Source organism: Ideonella alba (assembly GCF_018069845.1).
GTDB lineage: Bacteria > Pseudomonadota > Gammaproteobacteria > Burkholderiales > Burkholderiaceae_C > Ideonella > Ideonella alba.
In genome coordinates this window covers 200,336-216,500 of sequence record NZ_JAGQDD010000001.1, presented here as the reverse complement: position 1 = coordinate 216,500, position 16,165 = coordinate 200,336, and the positions used below count along the sequence as shown (strand labels likewise).

Annotated in this window: 16 protein-coding genes; 12 read left to right on the top strand and 4 right to left on the bottom strand. The window is 70.6% G+C overall.

Features of this window, described 5'->3' with window-relative positions; all coding sequences use genetic code 11:
• The first annotated feature begins 1 nt into the window (after position 1).
• A complete protein-coding gene (gene hpxZ, locus KAK03_RS00875) occupies positions 2 to 400 on the top strand; it encodes an oxalurate catabolism protein HpxZ (protein ID WP_210851169.1) in 399 nt (132 codons plus the stop codon).
• A 21-nt stretch (positions 401 to 421) separates the two neighbouring features.
• The gene (locus KAK03_RS00870; protein WP_210851166.1) at positions 422 to 1,168 is read left to right on the top strand and encodes a GntR family transcriptional regulator; all 747 of its coding nucleotides are present in this window, start codon (positions 422 to 424) and stop codon (positions 1,166 to 1,168) included.
• Between the two features lie 21 nt (positions 1,169 to 1,189).
• On the opposite strand, the gene KAK03_RS00865 is transcribed toward KAK03_RS00870, so the two are convergent.
• Entirely contained in the window at positions 1,190 to 2,707 is a 1,518-nt protein-coding gene (locus KAK03_RS00865) for a hypothetical protein (protein WP_210851165.1), read from the bottom strand.
• Positions 2,708 to 2,972: 265 nt separating this feature from the next.
• On the opposite strand from KAK03_RS00865, the gene KAK03_RS00860 reads away from it, so the two are divergent.
• On the top strand, positions 2,973 to 3,314 hold the full coding sequence (locus tag KAK03_RS00860; RefSeq protein ID WP_210851164.1) for a hypothetical protein: 342 nt from the start codon (positions 2,973 to 2,975) through the stop codon (positions 3,312 to 3,314).
• A complete protein-coding gene (locus tag KAK03_RS00855) occupies positions 3,311 to 4,333 on the top strand; it encodes a hypothetical protein (RefSeq protein ID WP_210851163.1) in 1,023 nt (340 codons plus the stop codon). Before KAK03_RS00860 ends, KAK03_RS00855 begins: the two co-directional genes overlap by 4 nt.
• 22 nt (positions 4,334 to 4,355) lie before the next feature.
• On the opposite strand, the gene KAK03_RS00850 is transcribed toward KAK03_RS00855, so the two are convergent.
• The gene (locus KAK03_RS00850) at positions 4,356 to 6,392 is read right to left on the bottom strand and encodes an alpha/beta hydrolase family protein (protein WP_210851162.1); all 2,037 of its coding nucleotides are present in this window, start codon (positions 6,390 to 6,392) and stop codon (positions 4,356 to 4,358) included.
• Between the two features lie 164 nt (positions 6,393 to 6,556).
• Here KAK03_RS00850 and KAK03_RS00845 point away from each other — a divergent pair, with 164 nt between their 5' ends.
• The 7 genes from KAK03_RS00845 to KAK03_RS00815 all read left to right on the top strand — a co-directional run bounded on the left by KAK03_RS00845 (position 6,557) and on the right by KAK03_RS00815 (position 12,963).
• A complete protein-coding gene (locus KAK03_RS00845) occupies positions 6,557 to 7,312 on the top strand; it encodes a hypothetical protein (RefSeq protein ID WP_210851161.1) in 756 nt (251 codons plus the stop codon).
• 103 nt (positions 7,313 to 7,415) lie between these two features.
• Entirely contained in the window at positions 7,416 to 8,165 is a 750-nt protein-coding gene (locus KAK03_RS00840) for a Crp/Fnr family transcriptional regulator (protein WP_210851160.1), read from the top strand.
• A 107-nt stretch (positions 8,166 to 8,272) separates the two neighbouring features.
• Entirely contained in the window at positions 8,273 to 8,419 is a 147-nt protein-coding gene (locus tag KAK03_RS00835) for a DUF3149 domain-containing protein (protein WP_210851158.1), read from the top strand.
• Positions 8,420 to 8,492: 73 nt separating this feature from the next.
• Complete coding sequence (locus tag KAK03_RS00830) at positions 8,493 to 9,314, top strand: TlpA family protein disulfide reductase (protein WP_210851156.1); 822 nt, start codon at positions 8,493 to 8,495, stop codon at positions 9,312 to 9,314.
• A gap of 42 nt (positions 9,315 to 9,356) precedes the next feature.
• Positions 9,357 to 10,052, top strand: a complete 696-nt coding sequence (locus KAK03_RS00825; protein WP_210851155.1) for a response regulator — start codon at positions 9,357 to 9,359, stop codon at positions 10,050 to 10,052.
• Positions 10,049 to 11,347, top strand: a complete 1,299-nt coding sequence (locus KAK03_RS00820) for a sensor histidine kinase (protein ID WP_210851154.1) — start codon at positions 10,049 to 10,051, stop codon at positions 11,345 to 11,347. The genes KAK03_RS00825 and KAK03_RS00820 overlap by 4 nt, the downstream gene beginning before the upstream one ends.
• 101 nt (positions 11,348 to 11,448) lie before the next feature.
• Positions 11,449 to 12,963 (top strand): Do family serine endopeptidase, encoded by a 1,515-nt coding sequence (locus tag KAK03_RS00815; RefSeq protein ID WP_210851153.1) that lies wholly within the window; start codon positions 11,449 to 11,451, stop codon positions 12,961 to 12,963.
• 174 nt (positions 12,964 to 13,137) lie between these two features.
• Here the strand turns inward: KAK03_RS00815 and KAK03_RS00810 are convergent, their stop codons facing one another.
• Positions 13,138 to 14,145 carry a HEAT repeat domain-containing protein gene (locus tag KAK03_RS00810; protein ID WP_210851152.1) on the bottom strand — a complete coding sequence of 336 codons (1,008 nt, stop codon included), beginning with the start codon at positions 14,143 to 14,145 and terminating at the stop codon, positions 13,138 to 13,140.
• Positions 14,146 to 14,430: 285 nt separating this feature from the next.
• Between KAK03_RS00810 and KAK03_RS00805 the strand changes: the two genes are divergently transcribed.
• Positions 14,431 to 15,393, top strand: coding sequence for an IS5 family transposase (locus tag KAK03_RS00805; RefSeq protein ID WP_210851151.1), 963 nt, complete (start codon positions 14,431 to 14,433; stop codon positions 15,391 to 15,393).
• Positions 15,394 to 15,736: 343 nt separating this feature from the next.
• On the opposite strand, the gene KAK03_RS00800 is transcribed toward KAK03_RS00805, so the two are convergent.
• Positions 15,737 to 16,114 carry a c-type cytochrome gene (locus KAK03_RS00800; RefSeq protein ID WP_210851150.1) on the bottom strand — a complete coding sequence of 126 codons (378 nt, stop codon included), beginning with the start codon at positions 16,112 to 16,114 and terminating at the stop codon, positions 15,737 to 15,739.
• Between the last annotated feature and the right edge of the window lie 51 nt (positions 16,115 to 16,165).

Sequence of the window (16,165 nt, the reverse complement as noted above, 5' to 3'; positions counted from 1 at the left end):
CATGATCGACACCCGCCTGATCGACGACGAGCTGGTGCTGGAGGAGCTGCACGCCGTGTTCGTGGCCTACGAGGCCGCGCTGATGGCCAACGACGTGGACGCGCTCAACGCCTTCTTCTGGGACGACGCGCGCACCACCCGCTACGGCATCGCCGACCGCCAGTGGGGCATTGACGAGCTGCGCGCCTACCGAGCCGCCACACCCGCGCCCCAGTTCACGCGCACGCTGCACCACCTGCGCCTGCACAGCTTCGGCCACGACGTGGCGGTGGCCCAGGTGGAGTTCGTGCGCAGCGACACCGCGCTGCGCGGCTTCCAGACCCAGACCTGGGTGCGCCTGGCCGAGGGCTGGCGCATCGTGGCCGCCCACGTCAGCATGATCCCGTTCCAGGCCGACTGAGCTGCTTATCATTCCGGCCAGATGCCCAGCTCGACACGTCCCCGCCAATCCGCCCCCCGCCCGACACGCGCCGCCACCGTGGTGCGCGTGGCCCCCGGCCCCGCCAGCGAGCCCACGCTGGCCGACCAGGCGCATGCGCGCATCAAGCAGATGGTGGTGGACTTCGCGCTGATGCCCGGCGAGCGCATCTCCGAGTCCGAGCTGGCGCAGCGCGTGCAGGTCAGCCGCACGCCGCTGCGCGCCGCGCTGCAACGCCTGGCACGCGAGGGTCTGCTGCAGCTGGTGCCCAGGCTGGGCTGGCAGGTGGCGCCGCTGGACTTCGACGTGATGGACGAGCTCTACGACCTGCGCGTGCTGATCGAGTGCGACGCCGCCCGGCACCTGGCCGAACACGAAGAGCGCCCCGAACTGCGGCAGCTGGCCGATGTCTGGCTGGTGCCGGCGGCCGAGCGCCTGCGCGACGGCGCCCAGGTCGGCGCACTCGACGAGCAGTTCCATGCGCTGCTGGTGCAGGGCAGCGGCAACCGCGAGATGGCGCGCGTGCACCAGGAGATCACCGAGCGCATCCGCATCATCCGCCGGCTGGACTTCACCAAGGCGGCGCGCATCGACGCCACCTACGACGAGCACGCGCGCATCCTGCGCGCCATCACCCGCCGCCGCGCCGACGAGGCCCAGCGCCTGCTGCGCGCCCACATCGCGCAGAGCAAGCTCGAGGTGCGGCACATCACGCTGGACATGCTCTACCGGGCGCGGCGCAGCGCGTGAGGCGCCGGCGCGCGCGAACGATCAGCGCGTGGGCGTCGAGAAGCGGTAGTCCACGCCCAGGCCCACGGTGTCGGCGCTGAAGCGCCGGCCGGCCGAGCTGCGGGCCTCCAGCCGGCCCAGGTTCAGGCTCAGCGACATCTGGTCGTCCAGGATGTAGCGCACGCCGCCGCTGGCCTTGGCTGCGGTGCCGTGCACGTTCGCGCCCACCATCGCCTGGCCGAACCACTGCCAGCGATCGCTGGCCGCGGCGCGGCTTTGCAGGCCCAGGCCGGTCAGCAGCTCGCCGTAGCCGGGGTAGCCCAGGTAGGCGTTGTAGGCCACCGCGGCCTGCACCGGCACGTACCAGCGCTCATTGAGCGGCGTGTCGACCTGGATACCGATCATCTGCAGCGGCGGCCGCGCGATGTCGCGGTAGACCAGCTTGAAATCGGTCTGGTGGAACAGGCTGACGCGGAAGCCCTGCCAGTGCGACGGGCCCTCGTCGCCCGCGCGGCTGGGGCGCAGGTGGTGGGTCAGCGCCAGGCCGTAGGTGGTGTTGCGTGAGCTGGCCTTGGGCGCGCTCATGTGGCCCACCGACAGCGAAAGGCCCAGCGTCGGGCTCAGCGCGTATTCGGCGCTCAGCTTGGGATAGACCAGCAGGCCCGGGCCGGTGTCGATCTGCTCGGGCGAGTAGCCACCCGAGCCCAGGCCCAACTGGCCGTACAGCGCCCAGTTCGGGGCCACGCGCCAGCGCTGGCCCACGCCGCCCAGCACCTGGTTGTAGATCGGCAGACCGCGGTAGCCCACGCCGATCGCGCCGAACCAGTAGGTGTCGGGGGCGAAGAAGTGCGCGTACTGCAGGTCGGCCAGGCGCAGCGTGCCCTTGAAGTTGCCCTGCGGGCTGCTCTGGCGGTAGTTGTCCAGCGTCACCGTCAGCATGTTCTCGCCCACCTCGGCGGCGGCACGGCGCTCGTCGGCCGCGGACAAGGGCGTGCCCTGGCTGGCGAAGGGGCCGGTGAGGTAGCTGTACGGAATCTCGACGAAGAGATTGGCCTGGGTGCTGTCGATCGCCGAGCTGCGGAACTTCACCTTGGCTGCATTGACCCCCACCGCGAAGCGGCCGAAGTCCCAGCCCAGCCCGACATGGCCCTTGACGAAGCCGCCGGTGCCCGACAGCACCTTGCTCTGCGCGATGCTGCGCCCACCGCCGCCACCGCCGGCCGACAGGCCCGCAGTGGCGAACAGCGGACCGCTGATCGGCTGGCGCAGGTAGGCACCCAGGTCGAAGGCCATGAAGCCGCCGTAGCCGCCATGCACCAGCGGCGCATACACCCCCGCGCCCAGGTGCAGGCGCTCGCCCACCGGGTGGTAGAGGTGAAAGCCCATGAAGTCGATCGGCGCGTCGCCGGGCACCTTGATCTTCTGGTAGTCCAGCGTGATGAGCGCGTCGTGGCGGCGCAGGCTGCCGTCGGGGGGCGTGCTGTCCTGGGCGTGTGCCGTCAGGCTGGCCAGCAGGCCCAGGGTCAGTGCGGAGGAGAGACGACGCGAGCGATTGGTCATGGTCGAGCCCAGGCGAGAAGACAGGTGGCGTGGCGGTGATTGTCCAACGTCCTGAACCATCGCGGCCGCCACCGCCGCTGGCAGGTCTTCCGTGATGCCTCCACCGACTCATCCACGAAGTTGACGATGCGCGAGACGCTGTGCTGCGCGACAAACGCCACCAGGGCCGGGTGAGGGCGGGCGTCACCCGGGCTCGGGGAGGTTGGTCATGGTGGATGTGGCTTGTGCGCGGGCAGGCGGCCGCGGCTGGCGGGTGGTGGCGGCCATGCTCGCGCTCACCTCTTTGTCCGCATGCACGGTGGTTCAGGTTCGACAGGGTGAGCCGCGTGTTCGCTGGTACCCCGGCATCGCCCAGATCACCGTGGAGCCGGACGCACGAGGTCTGGCCGTGGTCGACAGCGCCGGGGTCGGGCTGCTGCTGGGCCCGCGGTCGGCGACCCTGGGCGCGGTGATCGAACGCAGCGTGATGGCCAACTCGACGACCGCCTGTCGCATGTTCATCAGTCTGCCGGACCCGGCATCGGTCCAGCGATTCATGGACTGGTTGCGCACCACCGGCGCCCTCGCGCAAGGCTGGTGCGTCTTTTCGGAGCAAGGAGAACCATGATGAAGACGAACGGACTCACGGCCCTGGCGGCGGCCAGCTGCGCTGTGCTGGCGGGCTGTGCCTTGCAGCAGGCCCCCCTGGTGTACTCATCGAAGATCAGTGTGGGCGTGGACGTGACCAGCAACCCGGCGGAGACACCCGGTGTCTCCCTCAATGTGGGTGTCAAGGTGGTCGATGCAGCCTATGTGCCGGTGGCGGTGGCCTCACCAGCGTCGCAGTCCGCGGATCAGTTGCTGCGGATCTACGCGGAAAACGGTCGTGTCGGTGATGCCACCGACATGTCACCGCTGGCGCAGGAGCACCGCGCCCGTGTCGACAACTACGTCCAGGCGCTGAAGGCCGCCGATGCTGCCAGCGCCGCGGTTCGCCTGGCCGAACAGCGCCTGGGGTCGTACAAGGCCGATCTGGCCGGCCTGGCGCAGGCCAAGGGGCAGCTCGCCGCTGTCCCCGCGTCGGCCGCCCTGCCGGGCGAGTTGATGGCCACGCTCAAGCGCATTGGCGATGCGTCACTGAACGCGGCGATGGCCAAGGGGGCGGCGAAGGACGAGCTGAGCCCTCTGGTCGACAAGCTGATCGCCGCCTACCAAACCAAGGCCTCCGAACAGGACACCCAGCTGCCTGCACTGCGTGAGGCCACGACAGCGAGAACCAAGGAGGCGGCTGCGCTGTATCCCGCAGCGGCTCAGGCCGCGGCCTCACTGCAGAGCCGCAAGACCGACGCCCTGTCGGTCTTCGGCCGGTTCGACTCGTCAAGCTCGGTGCAGGGATCGGCGGCCTCGGCCCCATCGGCGACGGCCAACGTCATCGTGGGCAAGGTGTTCTCGACCGGCCTGGCATCGCAGAACCTGACCGAGGCCGTCCGCGTGGCGGCTGTCGGTGCCTGCATCGCGGACGCCCTGGCGGCCTCGGTTCGGGTCGCCAGTGCCGCATCGGCGGCCAGCAGCGTCGCCGTGACCGTCCCGCCCGAGGTGGCCAGCGCCGTGGCCAGTGCGTGTCAGATGACGGCTCGGGGCGGCTGACGGCCACACCGGCGTCCGGGCGTCATGGCCCGGACGCTGGCAGGTGCTTCGCCAGGAACGCCTCCACCCGCCGCGCGAAGTCGATCTGGTTCTTCTCGGTGCGCCAGCCATGGGCCTCGCCGGGGTAGACCACCCATTCGGGCTCGCGGCCGGCGCGGCGCAGGGCGTCGCGCATGCGCTCGCCATGGGCGATCGGCACGCGCTGGTCCTCGGTGCCGTAGGCCATCAGCAGCGGCGCCTTGATGCGGGCCGCCTGGCGCACCGGATCGATGGCCTCGACCATCGCCGCATCCTCGGGCAGGCGGGCCACGCGCTTGGGCAGGCTGACGCTGCGGCCCTGGCTGGAGATGTCGTCACGCACCAGCCAGGAGCCCTTGAGGAACAGCTCCATGTCGGCCACGCCCACCCACTGGATGCCGCAGGACCACAGCTCGGGCTGGCTGACCAGGCCCATCAGCGTGGCATAGCCGCCATAGCTGGCGCCCATGATGCAGGCGCGCTCGCCGGCGATGCCCTTGGACTGCACGTAGCGCAGCGCGTCGGCCAGGTCGTCCTGCATCGCGCGGCCCCATTGGCGGTCGCCGGCGCGCTCGTGCACCAGGCCGTAGCCGGCGCTGCCGCGGAACTCGGGCTCGATCACCACATAGCCGCGCGAGGCCAGGAACTGCACCATCGGGTCCCAGGCCCAGTGGCCGCCCCGCACCCAGGGGCCGCCGTGCACCAGCACCACCGCCGGCGGACGCGCCTTGGCCGGCAGGCCGACCGGGCGCGTGACCCACAGCGGCATCTCGCGGCCGTCGCGGGTGCGGATCCGCTCGAAGCCCTTGTCGGCCATCTGCGCCACCGGCACCTCAGGCCGAGCCACCTGCATCAGCTGCAGCGCGTTGCGGCCCTCCTGGTCGGGCCGCCACAGCCAGACCCGGCCCGGGTCGCTGGCCGAGCGCGAATGCACCAGCACCACCCGGTCGTCGCGCTCGCAGCGGGCGCAGCTCAGGCGGTTGGACCAGTCCGGCAGCAGCGCGTCGATCTTGGCCTGCAGCGCACGCAGCGCCGGGTCGTACCAGACGGTGGTGTGGGCGTCGGTTTCCAGGTGCACGCCCAGCAGGCGCTGGCCGGTGCTGTCGAAGACCAGGTCGGGCGAGACATCGAAGCCGGGCGCCTCGACCAGGTTGGTGGCCGCGGGGCGGCCGGCCGCGAAGTCGTAACGGCCCAGCGCCTCCCACCCCCCGGCGCCATGGCGGTGCACCAGGTACAGCTCGCCCTTGCCGTCCACCGCCTCGGGGGTGAAGGGCAGCTCGTCACGGGCGGCTTCGGCCAGCGTGCGCCAGCCGCCGCCGTCGCGGCCGTTCCAGAGGATGCTGGCGCGGTTGTCGCGCACCGCCACCAGGGCGCGGGGCACGCCCTGCGGGTCGAACCACCAGGCCATGGCGTGGCGGGGCGTGCCGCTGAGGTCGATGCGGCGGGTGCGGCCGGTGGCGGTGTTCAGCCACATGGGTTCGACGCCGGTCACCTCGCCCCGGCCGATCAGCCATTGGCCGACGATGACCTCGTCGCCCTGGCCCGGCAGCACCTGCAGCAGCTGGTGGTTCCAGGTCAGGGTGTTGTCGCGGATGCGGGTGTCGATCGGGGCCGGGGTGTTGCGCCGGTAGACCAGCTGGCGGAACTCGGTGCCGTCGGACTTCACCGAGTACAGGCCCGGCGCGTACTCGTAGTCCTCGCCGCTGCCCTCCTGGTAGTCAATCGCACTGAAGACCAGGCGCTCGTCATTGACCCACTGGAAGCGGCCGATGTCGCCGTCCTCGAAGGCAGCGACCCAGCGCAGGCTGCGGTCACCGTCCAGGTTCATCACCACCAGGCCGACGCGTTCGCGCTTGACGCTGGTGGTGAAGGCCAGCTGGCGCCCCGAGGGCGACAGCTTGAGCTGCTCGATCGCCGGGCGCTGGAAGAAGCGCTCCACCGGCACCGCGGCGGCCGCCGCCAGGCCCGGCAGCAGCGCCAGCAGGATCGTCATCAGCCAGGCAGACAGCCGCCGGCTGCCGCGCATGCGTGCATCATTCATTGTCGTGCTCCCTTGTCGGGGTCGATGTTCGCACGAGCCACGGCCCACGGCATCCGGGCTGATGCGGGTGGGCGAGCGGCCGCTCCCCTGCCGAGTTAGGTGTTGGAGCCCTCGGCCGGGCAGGCGCAGACTGCCGGTCCCTGTGTGCTGTGGAGTGCTTGACGATGGCTGCTTCCCTGACCCCCTGGCTGGTCGCGCTGGGCCTGTTCACCGCGGTGGCGTCCCACGCCCATGATGGCCGCCCCCCGGTGCGGTTCCAGAACTGCACCGAATTCGTCGGTGTCGCGCCGGTCGATGCCGCCGCGGCGCGCGCCGCCGTGCCGGCCGCCTACACGCTGGTGGCCGATGGCGCTGGTGCGCGCCTGGTGGTGCGGGTGGCCGACTGCCAGCAGGTGCGGGTCGGCGCCGGACCGGCGCGGCCGGGCCGGGTGGCGCAGATCGGCCTGATGGTGGTCTCGCCCGACGGCACCGGCACCGACCCCCTCACCTCGATCAACAACTACCTGCTGAGCTACGCCACCAATGGGACGGCGCTGGCCGTGGTGCTGCGCTCGGCGGGCATCCCGGTCAGCCTGGACGAGGGCCTGACGATCGAGACGCTGCCGCAGGGGTCGCGCCAGGAGCTGTTCGCCGCGGTGGCGGCCGACAACGCCCGCTGGGGCCTGCTGGGCCAGGTCAGCACGCCCACGCTGAGCCAGCCCTTCCTGGCCAACTGGTGGTACAGCGGCCGCCAGGGGCGCGCCAAGATGGCCACCGACATCCCGGTGATCGCCTTCGACTTCACCTCGCAGGTGCGCTTCGTCAGCTCGCTGGGCGGCGTCATGGGCCCGCTGCTGCCCAGCCATGCCGGCCCCGAGTTCCCCCTGAGCTTCCGCGGCGCCTTCGACCTGGGCACGATGACGGTGAGCGTCAGCCGCTGAAGCCGGTCCGCGACGGCGGGCGTGATCGACATCAATCGACGACGGCCCCGGCGCGGTTCAATGCGGCGCAGGGCCCGCACCTGGCGGGCTGTCTGCCCGCCGCATGAACCTCTCCGACCTGACCCCGCCACCGCGCTCGCGCATCCATTGGCTGACGCCGCCCGCGGACCAGCAACCGCTGTGCAGCGAGTGTGCGGTGCGCGACATGGCGCTGTTCGGCCCGCTGCCCGGCGACTGGCTGCGCCAGGCGCATGACTTCGTCAGCGCGCTGACGCTGCCGCCGGGCCAGCGCCTGCTGGGGCGTGGCCACCTGGGGCAGGCGGTCTACACGGTGCGCCGCGGCGTGCTGCGCGCCGAGCGCTACACCGAGGACGGCCAGCGCCGCATCGTGCGCCTGGCCGGCCCGGGCGCGCTGCTGGGCAGCGAGGCGCTGTCGGGCCTGCCGCAGGTCGATGACCTGATCGCCTGCACCGAGGTGTCGCTGTGCCGCATCTCGCTGGGCCTGTTCCCGCCCGCCACCGAACGCGGCCAGGCCATGGCCGTGCCGGTGCTGCGCCAGCTGCAGCGCGACATGGACGCGATGGTGCAGTGGTCGGTGCACCTGACCCGCGGCAGCGCACGCGCGCGGCTGCTGCAGCTGCTGGCGCTGCTGGACCGCCACGCCGAGGCCGACGGCACCGCCTGGCTGCCGCGGCGCGACGAGATCGGCGACATGCTGGACCTGACGCTGGAGACCGCCAGCCGGCAGTTCAGCGCGCTGCACAAGGCGGGCGTGGTGCAGGTGCTGTCGCTGCAGCGCATGCGGGTCGATCGCGCGGCGCTGGCCGCAGCGATCGCGGCGCTGGCCGACTGATCCACATCAAGCCCGGGCGCGTCGCCGGCCCCCGCTTGCCATTTGTCATCCGGGTCGGCCGTGGCCGGGCGTGTCATGGCGGCCTTGACCACTCACGGAGCCGAAGCATGCATGCCCTGATTGACCTGTTCACCAGCGACGTCGGATTGCTCAGCCTGGCCAGCATCGTCTTCATGCTGGGCATGGGCGTCTTCTACCTGCGCTACTTCCTGCGCCACATGCACGAAGACGAGGCCCGCCAGAAGCGGGGTTGATGGCCACCACGGCAGCGGCCAGGCCACATCGGGGCGACACTGCGGGCTTGCGCCGCCCTGTCCTGCCCCGCTGATGCTGTCTGTCTCGATCGGTCCGCTGGCCCTGCCGCTGCTGCCGCTGGCCTCGCTGCTGGCCCTGGTGGCCGGCGCCTGGCTGGCCGGGCGCCTGGTGCGCCGCACCGACCCGCAGGCCGGACCGCGGGTGGGCGATGCGCTGTGGCTGGCCGCGCTGGCCGCGCTGCTGGCGGGCCGGCTGGGCCATCTGCTGCTGCACGCCAGCGCCTACGCCGCCCAGCCCTGGGCGATGCTGGATGTGCGCGACGGCGGCCTGCACCTGCCCACCGCCGCCGTGGCGGGCCTGGCCTTCCTGGCCTGGCGTCTGCGCCGCCAGCGCGCCTGGTGGCGGGCAGCCGGCGGCGGCGCCACGCTGGCGCTGGCCATCGTCGGCGCGGCCGCCCTGCTGGCGCAGCGCCACGCGGTGCACCAGCCACCCGACCTGATGCTGAGTGACCTGCAGGGCGCGCCGGTGGCGTTGCGCAGCAGCTTGCAGGGTCGGCCGGCGGTGCTGGCGCTGTGGGCCACCTGGTGCGGCGTGTGCCAGCGCGAGCTGCCGCTGCTGCAGCAGGCCCAGCAACGCTGGCCGCAGGTGCAGGTGGTCTATGTCAACCAGGCCGAGTCGCCGGAGGTGGTGCGCCGTCACCTGTCGGCCCAAGCGGCGCCCGCCGCACCGGTCTGGCTGGACCCGCAGGCGCAGCTGGGCGCGCTGGCCGGCTCGCGCGCGCTGCCCACGCTGCTGTTCTACACGGCCGACGGCCAGCTGGTCGACACCCATGTGGGCCTGCTGAACGGGCCCGCGCTGGCGCTGCGCCTGCAGGCGCTCACCGTGCCGCGCTGAGCTTCCCGGCTATGCTGGCGGCCCTGCCCCGCCTGCCCCACCATGCGCCTGCTGCTTGTCGAAGACGACCGGATGATCGGCGACAGCCTGCGCGCCGCGCTGCGCGCCGAGGGCCATGCCGTCGACTGGGTGCGTGACCTCGCCGCCGCCGCCGCGGCCTGGGGCAGCGAGACCTTCGACCTGGTGCTGCTGGACCTGAACCTGCCACCCGGCGGCCCGGCCGATGCGCCGCCGGCGTGGCGCGACGGCCTGGCGCTGCTGCACGCGCAGCGCGCCCGAGGCGACGACACGCCGGTGATCGTGCTGAGCGCGCGCGACGCCACCGCCGACCGCATCCTCGGCCTGGACGAGGGCGCCGACGACTACCTGGCCAAGCCCTTCGAGTTCGACGAGCTGCTGGCGCGCATGCGCGCGGTGGGCCGGCGCCGCAGCGGGCGCGCCCAGACCCAGCTGCGCCATGGCGATCTGGTGCTGGACCCCGCCACGCGCCAGGTCACGCTGGCCGGCGCGCCGGTGCTGCTGTCGGGGCGCGAGTTCGCGGTGCTCGAGGCCCTGATGCAGCGCCCGGGCGCGCTGCTCTCACGCGCCCAGCTGGAAGACCGCCTCTACGGCTGGGGCGACGCGGTGGAGAGCAACGCGGTGCCGGTCTACATCCACCAGCTGCGGCGCAAGCTGGGCGAGGGCCGCATCGGCACAGTGCGCGGCGTGGGCTACTTCCTGGCGGAGCCCGGCGCGTGAGCTCGATCCGTCTGCGCCTGCTGGCGGCGCTGTTGGCCGCGCTGGCCGCGGCCGCGCTGGCGATGGCCGCGCTGACCTACCGCGCGGTGCTCGCCGAGACCGAATCGCTGTTCGACTACCAGCTGCAGCAGATGGCGCTGTCGCTGCGCGACCAGGGCCAGGTGGCGCCCGAGCAGGCCGAGGCGCTGGCCGACACCCAGCTCGACTTCGTGGTGCAGATCTGGTCGGTCGATGGCCGCGCCATCTATGCCTCGCGCCGCCACACCGACCTGCCCGGCCGCGCCGCGCTGGGCCTGGCCGATGTGGACACCGGTGCCCAGACCTGGCGCAGCTACGCGGTGCTGGCCCAGGGCCGGGTGATCCAGGTGGCGCAGCCGCAGGCGATCCGGCGCCAGCTGGCGGCCGGCGCGGCGCTGCGCAGCGTGGCGCCGCTGGGCGTGCTGTCGGTGCCGCTGGCGGCGCTGGTGTGGTGGCTGGTCAGCCACTTCCTGCAACCGCTGGCGCGCCTGGCCGCCGAGCTGCGCCAGCGCGACGCCGCCTCGATGGCGCCACTGCCGACCGATGGTCTGCCCGACGAGACCGCGCCGCTGGTGGCCGCGCTCAACGCGCTGCTGGCCCGGCTCGACACCACGCTGGCCGGCCAGCGCGCCTTCCTGGCCGACGCCGCGCACGAGCTGCGCTCGCCGCTGACCGCGCTGAAGCTGCAACTGCAGGCGCTGCAGCGGTCGACCGATGAAGCGGCACGGGCGCAGGCCCAGGCCGCGCTGGGCGAGGGCATCGCGCGCGCCCAGCGCCTGGTCGAGCAGCTGCTGCAACTGGCCCGCAGCGAGGCTGCCAGCCCCACCGAGCCACAGCCGGTGGACCTGGCCGCGCTGGCGCGCGAGGTGATCGCCGCGCAGTGGCCGCTGGTGCAGGCCAAGGGCCAGCAACTGGCGCTGGAGGGCGACGAGGCGCCGTGCGTGGTGCCCGGCGAGCGCACCGCGCTGTACGCGCTGCTGCGCAACCTGGTGGACAACGCCAGCCGCTACACGCCGCCCGGCGGTCGCCTGTGCGTGCGGCTGGCGCCCGAGCCCGGCGGCGTGCGCCTGAGCGTGGACGACAGCGGTCCCGGCATCCCGCCGGCCGAGCGCGCGCGCGCTTTCGACCGCTTCTGGCGCCGCGACAGCGGCGCGGCCGACGGCAGCGGCCTGGGCCTGGCGATCGTGCAGTCGGTGGCGCGCCGGCATGGCGCCGAGCCCGAACTGGGCACATCGCCCGAGGGCGGGCTGCGGGTCAGCCTGCGGCTGCCGGCCTGAGCCTTCACGTTCGCTTCATCCTCGCTTCATCCGGGCCTCATGCCCGCGCCCGCGCCCGGGCCTACCGTGCAGGCATCGCTTCAACCTCAAGGAGCCCCGCGATGTCCACCCCCTCCCGCACCCTGGCCACCATCGTCGCCACCGCCGGCCTGACCGCCGGCCTGGTGGCCGCCGGCAGCGCCGCCGCGATCGACCTGCCGGCCTGGCTGGGCGGCCATGACAAGACCGCCACCGCCCAGGCGGCGACCGCGGCCACCACCCCACCGCCGGTGGCGCCGCTGCCCCCCGGCGCCCTGCCCGACTACCGCAGCATCGTGCGCCTGAACGGCCCGGCGGTGGTGGGCGTGATGGTCTCGGGCACGCACGCCGCCAGCGCCGACGAGGGCGGCCTGCCGCCCGGCCTGGCCGACGACCCGTTCTTCCAGTTCTTCCGCGGCATGCCCGGCCTGCAGGGGCGCGGCCGCAGCCGCGGCCCGGCGCCGCAGGTGCCGTTCCGCGGCCAGGGCTCGGGCTTCATCGTCAGCGCCGACGGCCTGATCCTGACCAACGCCCACGTGGTGCGCGAAGCCAAGGAGGTCAGCGTGCGCCTGAGCGACCGGCGCGAGTTCAGCGCCAAGGTGCTGGGCTCGGACCCGACCACCGACGTGGCGGTGCTGAAGATCGATGCCAAGGGCCTGCCCACGGTGCGCCTGGGCGACGCCCGGCAGATCGAGGTGGGTGACCGCGTGCTGGCGATCGGCGCGCCCTACGGCCTGGAGCAGACCGCCACGCAAGGCATCGTCAGCGCCAAGGGCCGCTCGTTGCCCGGCGACTCGGCCGTGCCCTTCATCCAGACCGATGCCGCGGTCAACCCCGGCAATTCGGGCGGGCCGCTGTTCGACGGCAGCGGCAGCGTGGTGGGCATCAATGCGCAGATATACACCGAGAGCGGCGGCTTCCAGGGCCTGAGCTTCGCCATCCCGATCAACGTGGCGCTGAAGGTCAAGGACCAGATCGTCGCCCACGGCCGCGCCGAGCATGGCCGCCTGGGCGTGTCGGTGCAGGACGTCAACCAGGCGCTGGCCGAGTCCTTCGGCATGCCGCGCCCGGACGGCGCGCTGATCGCCAAGGTCGACAAGGGCAGCGCCGCGGCGCAGGCCGGGCTGAAGGCCGGTGACGTGATCGTCTCGGTCAATGGCGAGAAGGTGGTGCAGGCCGGCAGCCTGTCCTCGCTGGTCAGCCAGGCCGCGCCGGGCGAGACGCTGAAGCTGGGCGTCTGGCGCGACCGCGCCGAGCGCACGCTGGAGGCCCGGCTGGGCCGCGCCGGTGACGACACCGCCGATGCGGCACCCGCCGGCGACGCCGACACGCCCCGCCTGGGCCTGGCGCTGCGCCCGCTGGACAAGGACGAGCGCCGCGAGGTGGGCGCCGAGCAGGGCGGCCTGCTGGTGCAGGACAGCGGCGGCGCCGCGGCGCGCGCCGGCATCCAGGCGGGCGACGTGGTGCTGGCGGTCAACGGCCAGCCGCTGAAGTCGGTCGATCAGCTGCGCGCGCTGCTGAAGAACCACCCCAAGCAGGTGGCCCTGCTGGTGCGGCGCGACGGCGAGACGATCTTCGTGCCGGTGCCGCTGGGGTAATGCTCAGCCGCCTGGTGCGGTGTCCCGCAAGTGGGTGCACGACATGAAATCAAGGGAAGAGGGTTCAGAGCAAGGCGCAAACCGCAGCGATGCAAGGTGGTATCGCGAGGATGTGCAACGCCGTCATGGGACCGAAGACGCGATGTCAGGTGCACTGACCTGTGGGACAGCACACTAGGGAGCCCGGGTGTTGGCCCACGCCTTCAATTTGACTTGCAGTGATTTCTCTTGCTGTCGGAAGTTCGCCCCGTCCAATTGATTCTGCCCGGAAATTCTGAGCATCGTGTTTGCAGCCATGAATCGAATGCCGAATTCCCTGTCGTCCAGCAATTTGATCAAAAAGGGCAACTCTTTCTCGGTGGCGGCTGAACGAAGTCCATCAAGCGCGCTACGTCGGATATATTTATCCGCTGACGTATACATTATTACAAACTGTTTGGCCGGAATGACACCATTTGCGCTTCTGGCCATCGCCAAGGCGAGCTGGCGAGCGGCAATCATCTCACTCTCTGAGGGGTGCAACAGCAGGTCGAAGACACGATGCACATTTCCCGACAAGCCAAGATCCACCAGTCCTGCAGTGGCCAGCAGGGAAACTTCGGGAACGGGATGGTTTGCCAATATCAGCAACTGCTCGGATACCTCGGACCGTGGAAGCCTAAGTAGCGCATCCAGCGCCTCCTTTCGTCTCGCAGGGGCGCAGTTTGTTGAAGTGCTTGGCGCATTGGCTGCGTCACAGATTGATCGGTCATCGGACGCAATCGTGTCTGCCAAGATTGTGGCAACCTGACCCTCAACCGCTGATGATGGCTCCAATCGGGAACTCGCGACAACAACAATGGCAGGCAGAGAGGTTTGACCTGCTGAGCGGTAGTTTCCGTGCTCCCTGTCTACACTCAAGAACCAGAGGCCGTGCGCACGCGATCGAACCAATTCCGAAGGAACACTCCACGCAACGTCCAGCTGGTTGCCCAGTAGGGTGTTGCTTCCCCTCACCACGGTGGTGACGAGAACTTTGCCTCGCGCCGGTGGGGCATCGGATCTGTCCTGTGCGGATAGAGTCCCCATCACGATGACATCAGCCTTGCTGATCAAGTCTTGAGTATCGACTGACGGTACCAAGGTGGCGCTCGCACTTGCGCACAAAAACAGTAAAATCGTGAATATCCAGTTTTTTCTCATGATGAGCCCCCTTATTGAACCGGCGAAGTTATATTTTGGTGGATCGCATGGTACTGAAATTTCTGCCACACATCTGTCTGGATCCTGATACCCTTCCCCACTTCTATCGAGCCATTTGACCAGTAGCCGGCGCAGTACGAGATCTTGAATTTATCGGCCCCACTCTTTATTTTCCAATCGCAGGAGCCGGGACGCGATGGCTCGACGCGCAAGTTAAGGAAAGTCTGCATAATTCGCCCCACGTCGTGCTTGGCACCGACGTGAAGCCCTGAGACGATAGGGCCCATGAAGCAGCACAGCCTGGGCCTGGGACAGACGGCCAAGCGAACGCGGCGCCGGGAGTTCCTGGACGAGATGGAGAAGGTCGTGCCCTGGGCTGATCTGGTGGCCTTGGTGTCGCCGTATCTGCCGGAGGGCAAGCGCGGTCGCCCACCGTTCTCGCCCGAGACCATGCTGCGCATTCACTTCATGCAGCAGTGGTTCGCGCTGAGCGACCCGGCGATGGAAGAGGCGCTGCACGACATGCCAGTGTTTCGGGAGTTCGCGGGCCTGGAAGGCTGGGACGAGCGGCTGCCCGACGAGAGCACGATCCTGCGCTTCCGGCATGTGCTGGAGAAGCACAAGCTGGCTGCCCAGATCCTGCAGACCGTCAACGACCTGCTGAGCGCCAAGGGCGTGATGCTCAAGAGCGGCACGGTGGTGGACGCCACCTTGATCGCTGCACCCAGCTCGACCAAGAACACCAGCGGTGAGCGCGACCCGGAGATGAAGCAAAGCCGCAAGGGCCAGCAGTGGTACTTCGGCATGAAGTGCCACATCGGCGTGGACATCGAGTCGGGCTTGGTCCACACAGTCAAGGGCACCAGCGGCGCGGTCAATGATGTGATCGAGGCCAACAGCCTGGTGCGCAGCAGCGACCACGAAGTCTTTGCAGACGCTGGATACCAAGGCGCAGGCAAACGGCCCGACGCCCGCGACGATGTGACCTGGAACATCGCCATGCGCCCTGGCAAGCGCCGCATGCTGGACCTGGCCAAGCCCATCGAGGCGCTCACCGAAGAACTGGAGCGGGTAAAGGCCGGAATCAGAGCACGCGTCGAGCATCCGTTCCGAGTGGTCAAGCGCCAATTCGGACACATCAAGGTGCGCTACCGCGGACTGGCCAAGAACACGGCGCAACTGCACACGCTGTTTGCACTGGCCAATCTGTGGCTGGTGCGGCGCAAACTGATGGGAGCGCAGGCATGAGTGCGTCCGCAGTTCGCGAAAGCGGCCATGCTGGCGCCTCCTTAGGGGCTGATGACCTGCGAGAGCGGGTGAATCCGGGGCTGGCAGCATCACATTCGGATCGGATCAGGGCATCAGCACGCCGTTCGGTGTGTTGTGCAGACCTTCCTTAACAGAAGGTGCTCTCAAGTTCGAAGTGCGCCCCCTATACCGAACACGGACGTTTTCACGCGCACCGACCGCGCTGCGGTTCTACGATGCCCTGGGCCGCCTCGTCAACGCCCACGTGGGCTGACTCAATGCGTCAGCGCTAGAGTTGCGGCTGCAAGCCCTGACGCCGACGCGCTCAGCCGCGGCCTGTCGATCAGGGCACCAGCACCAACAGCCAGTTGACCAGCATGCGCGCCTCGTCGGCACTGACCGTGCCGGCCTGCGGCGGCATGTTGGCCGGCGAGACCTTGCCCACCCAGTGGCGCCCGGCGGGGTTGCTACCGTCCAGCACGGTGCGCGTCAGCGTCTCGTGGGCGCGCGGGTCGTTGCGGTACTTGATCGACACGTCGCGCCAGGCCGGCGCGATCGGCGGCAGGCCGTCGGCGCGGGGGGCCGCGGGCTGCAGCGTGTGGCAGGCCATGCAGCCACGCTCGGTGGCCAGCTTCATCATCGCGGCGTCGTTCTCGGCCGGCGTGGCGCCGGCCGCACTGGCCAGCAGCCACGCGGCGATGGCCGTCATCAGGGTGCGCATCGTGTTCTCCGGATCGGGGCCCGCAGGCCCTGGCTGTGCATTCTCGCGCGC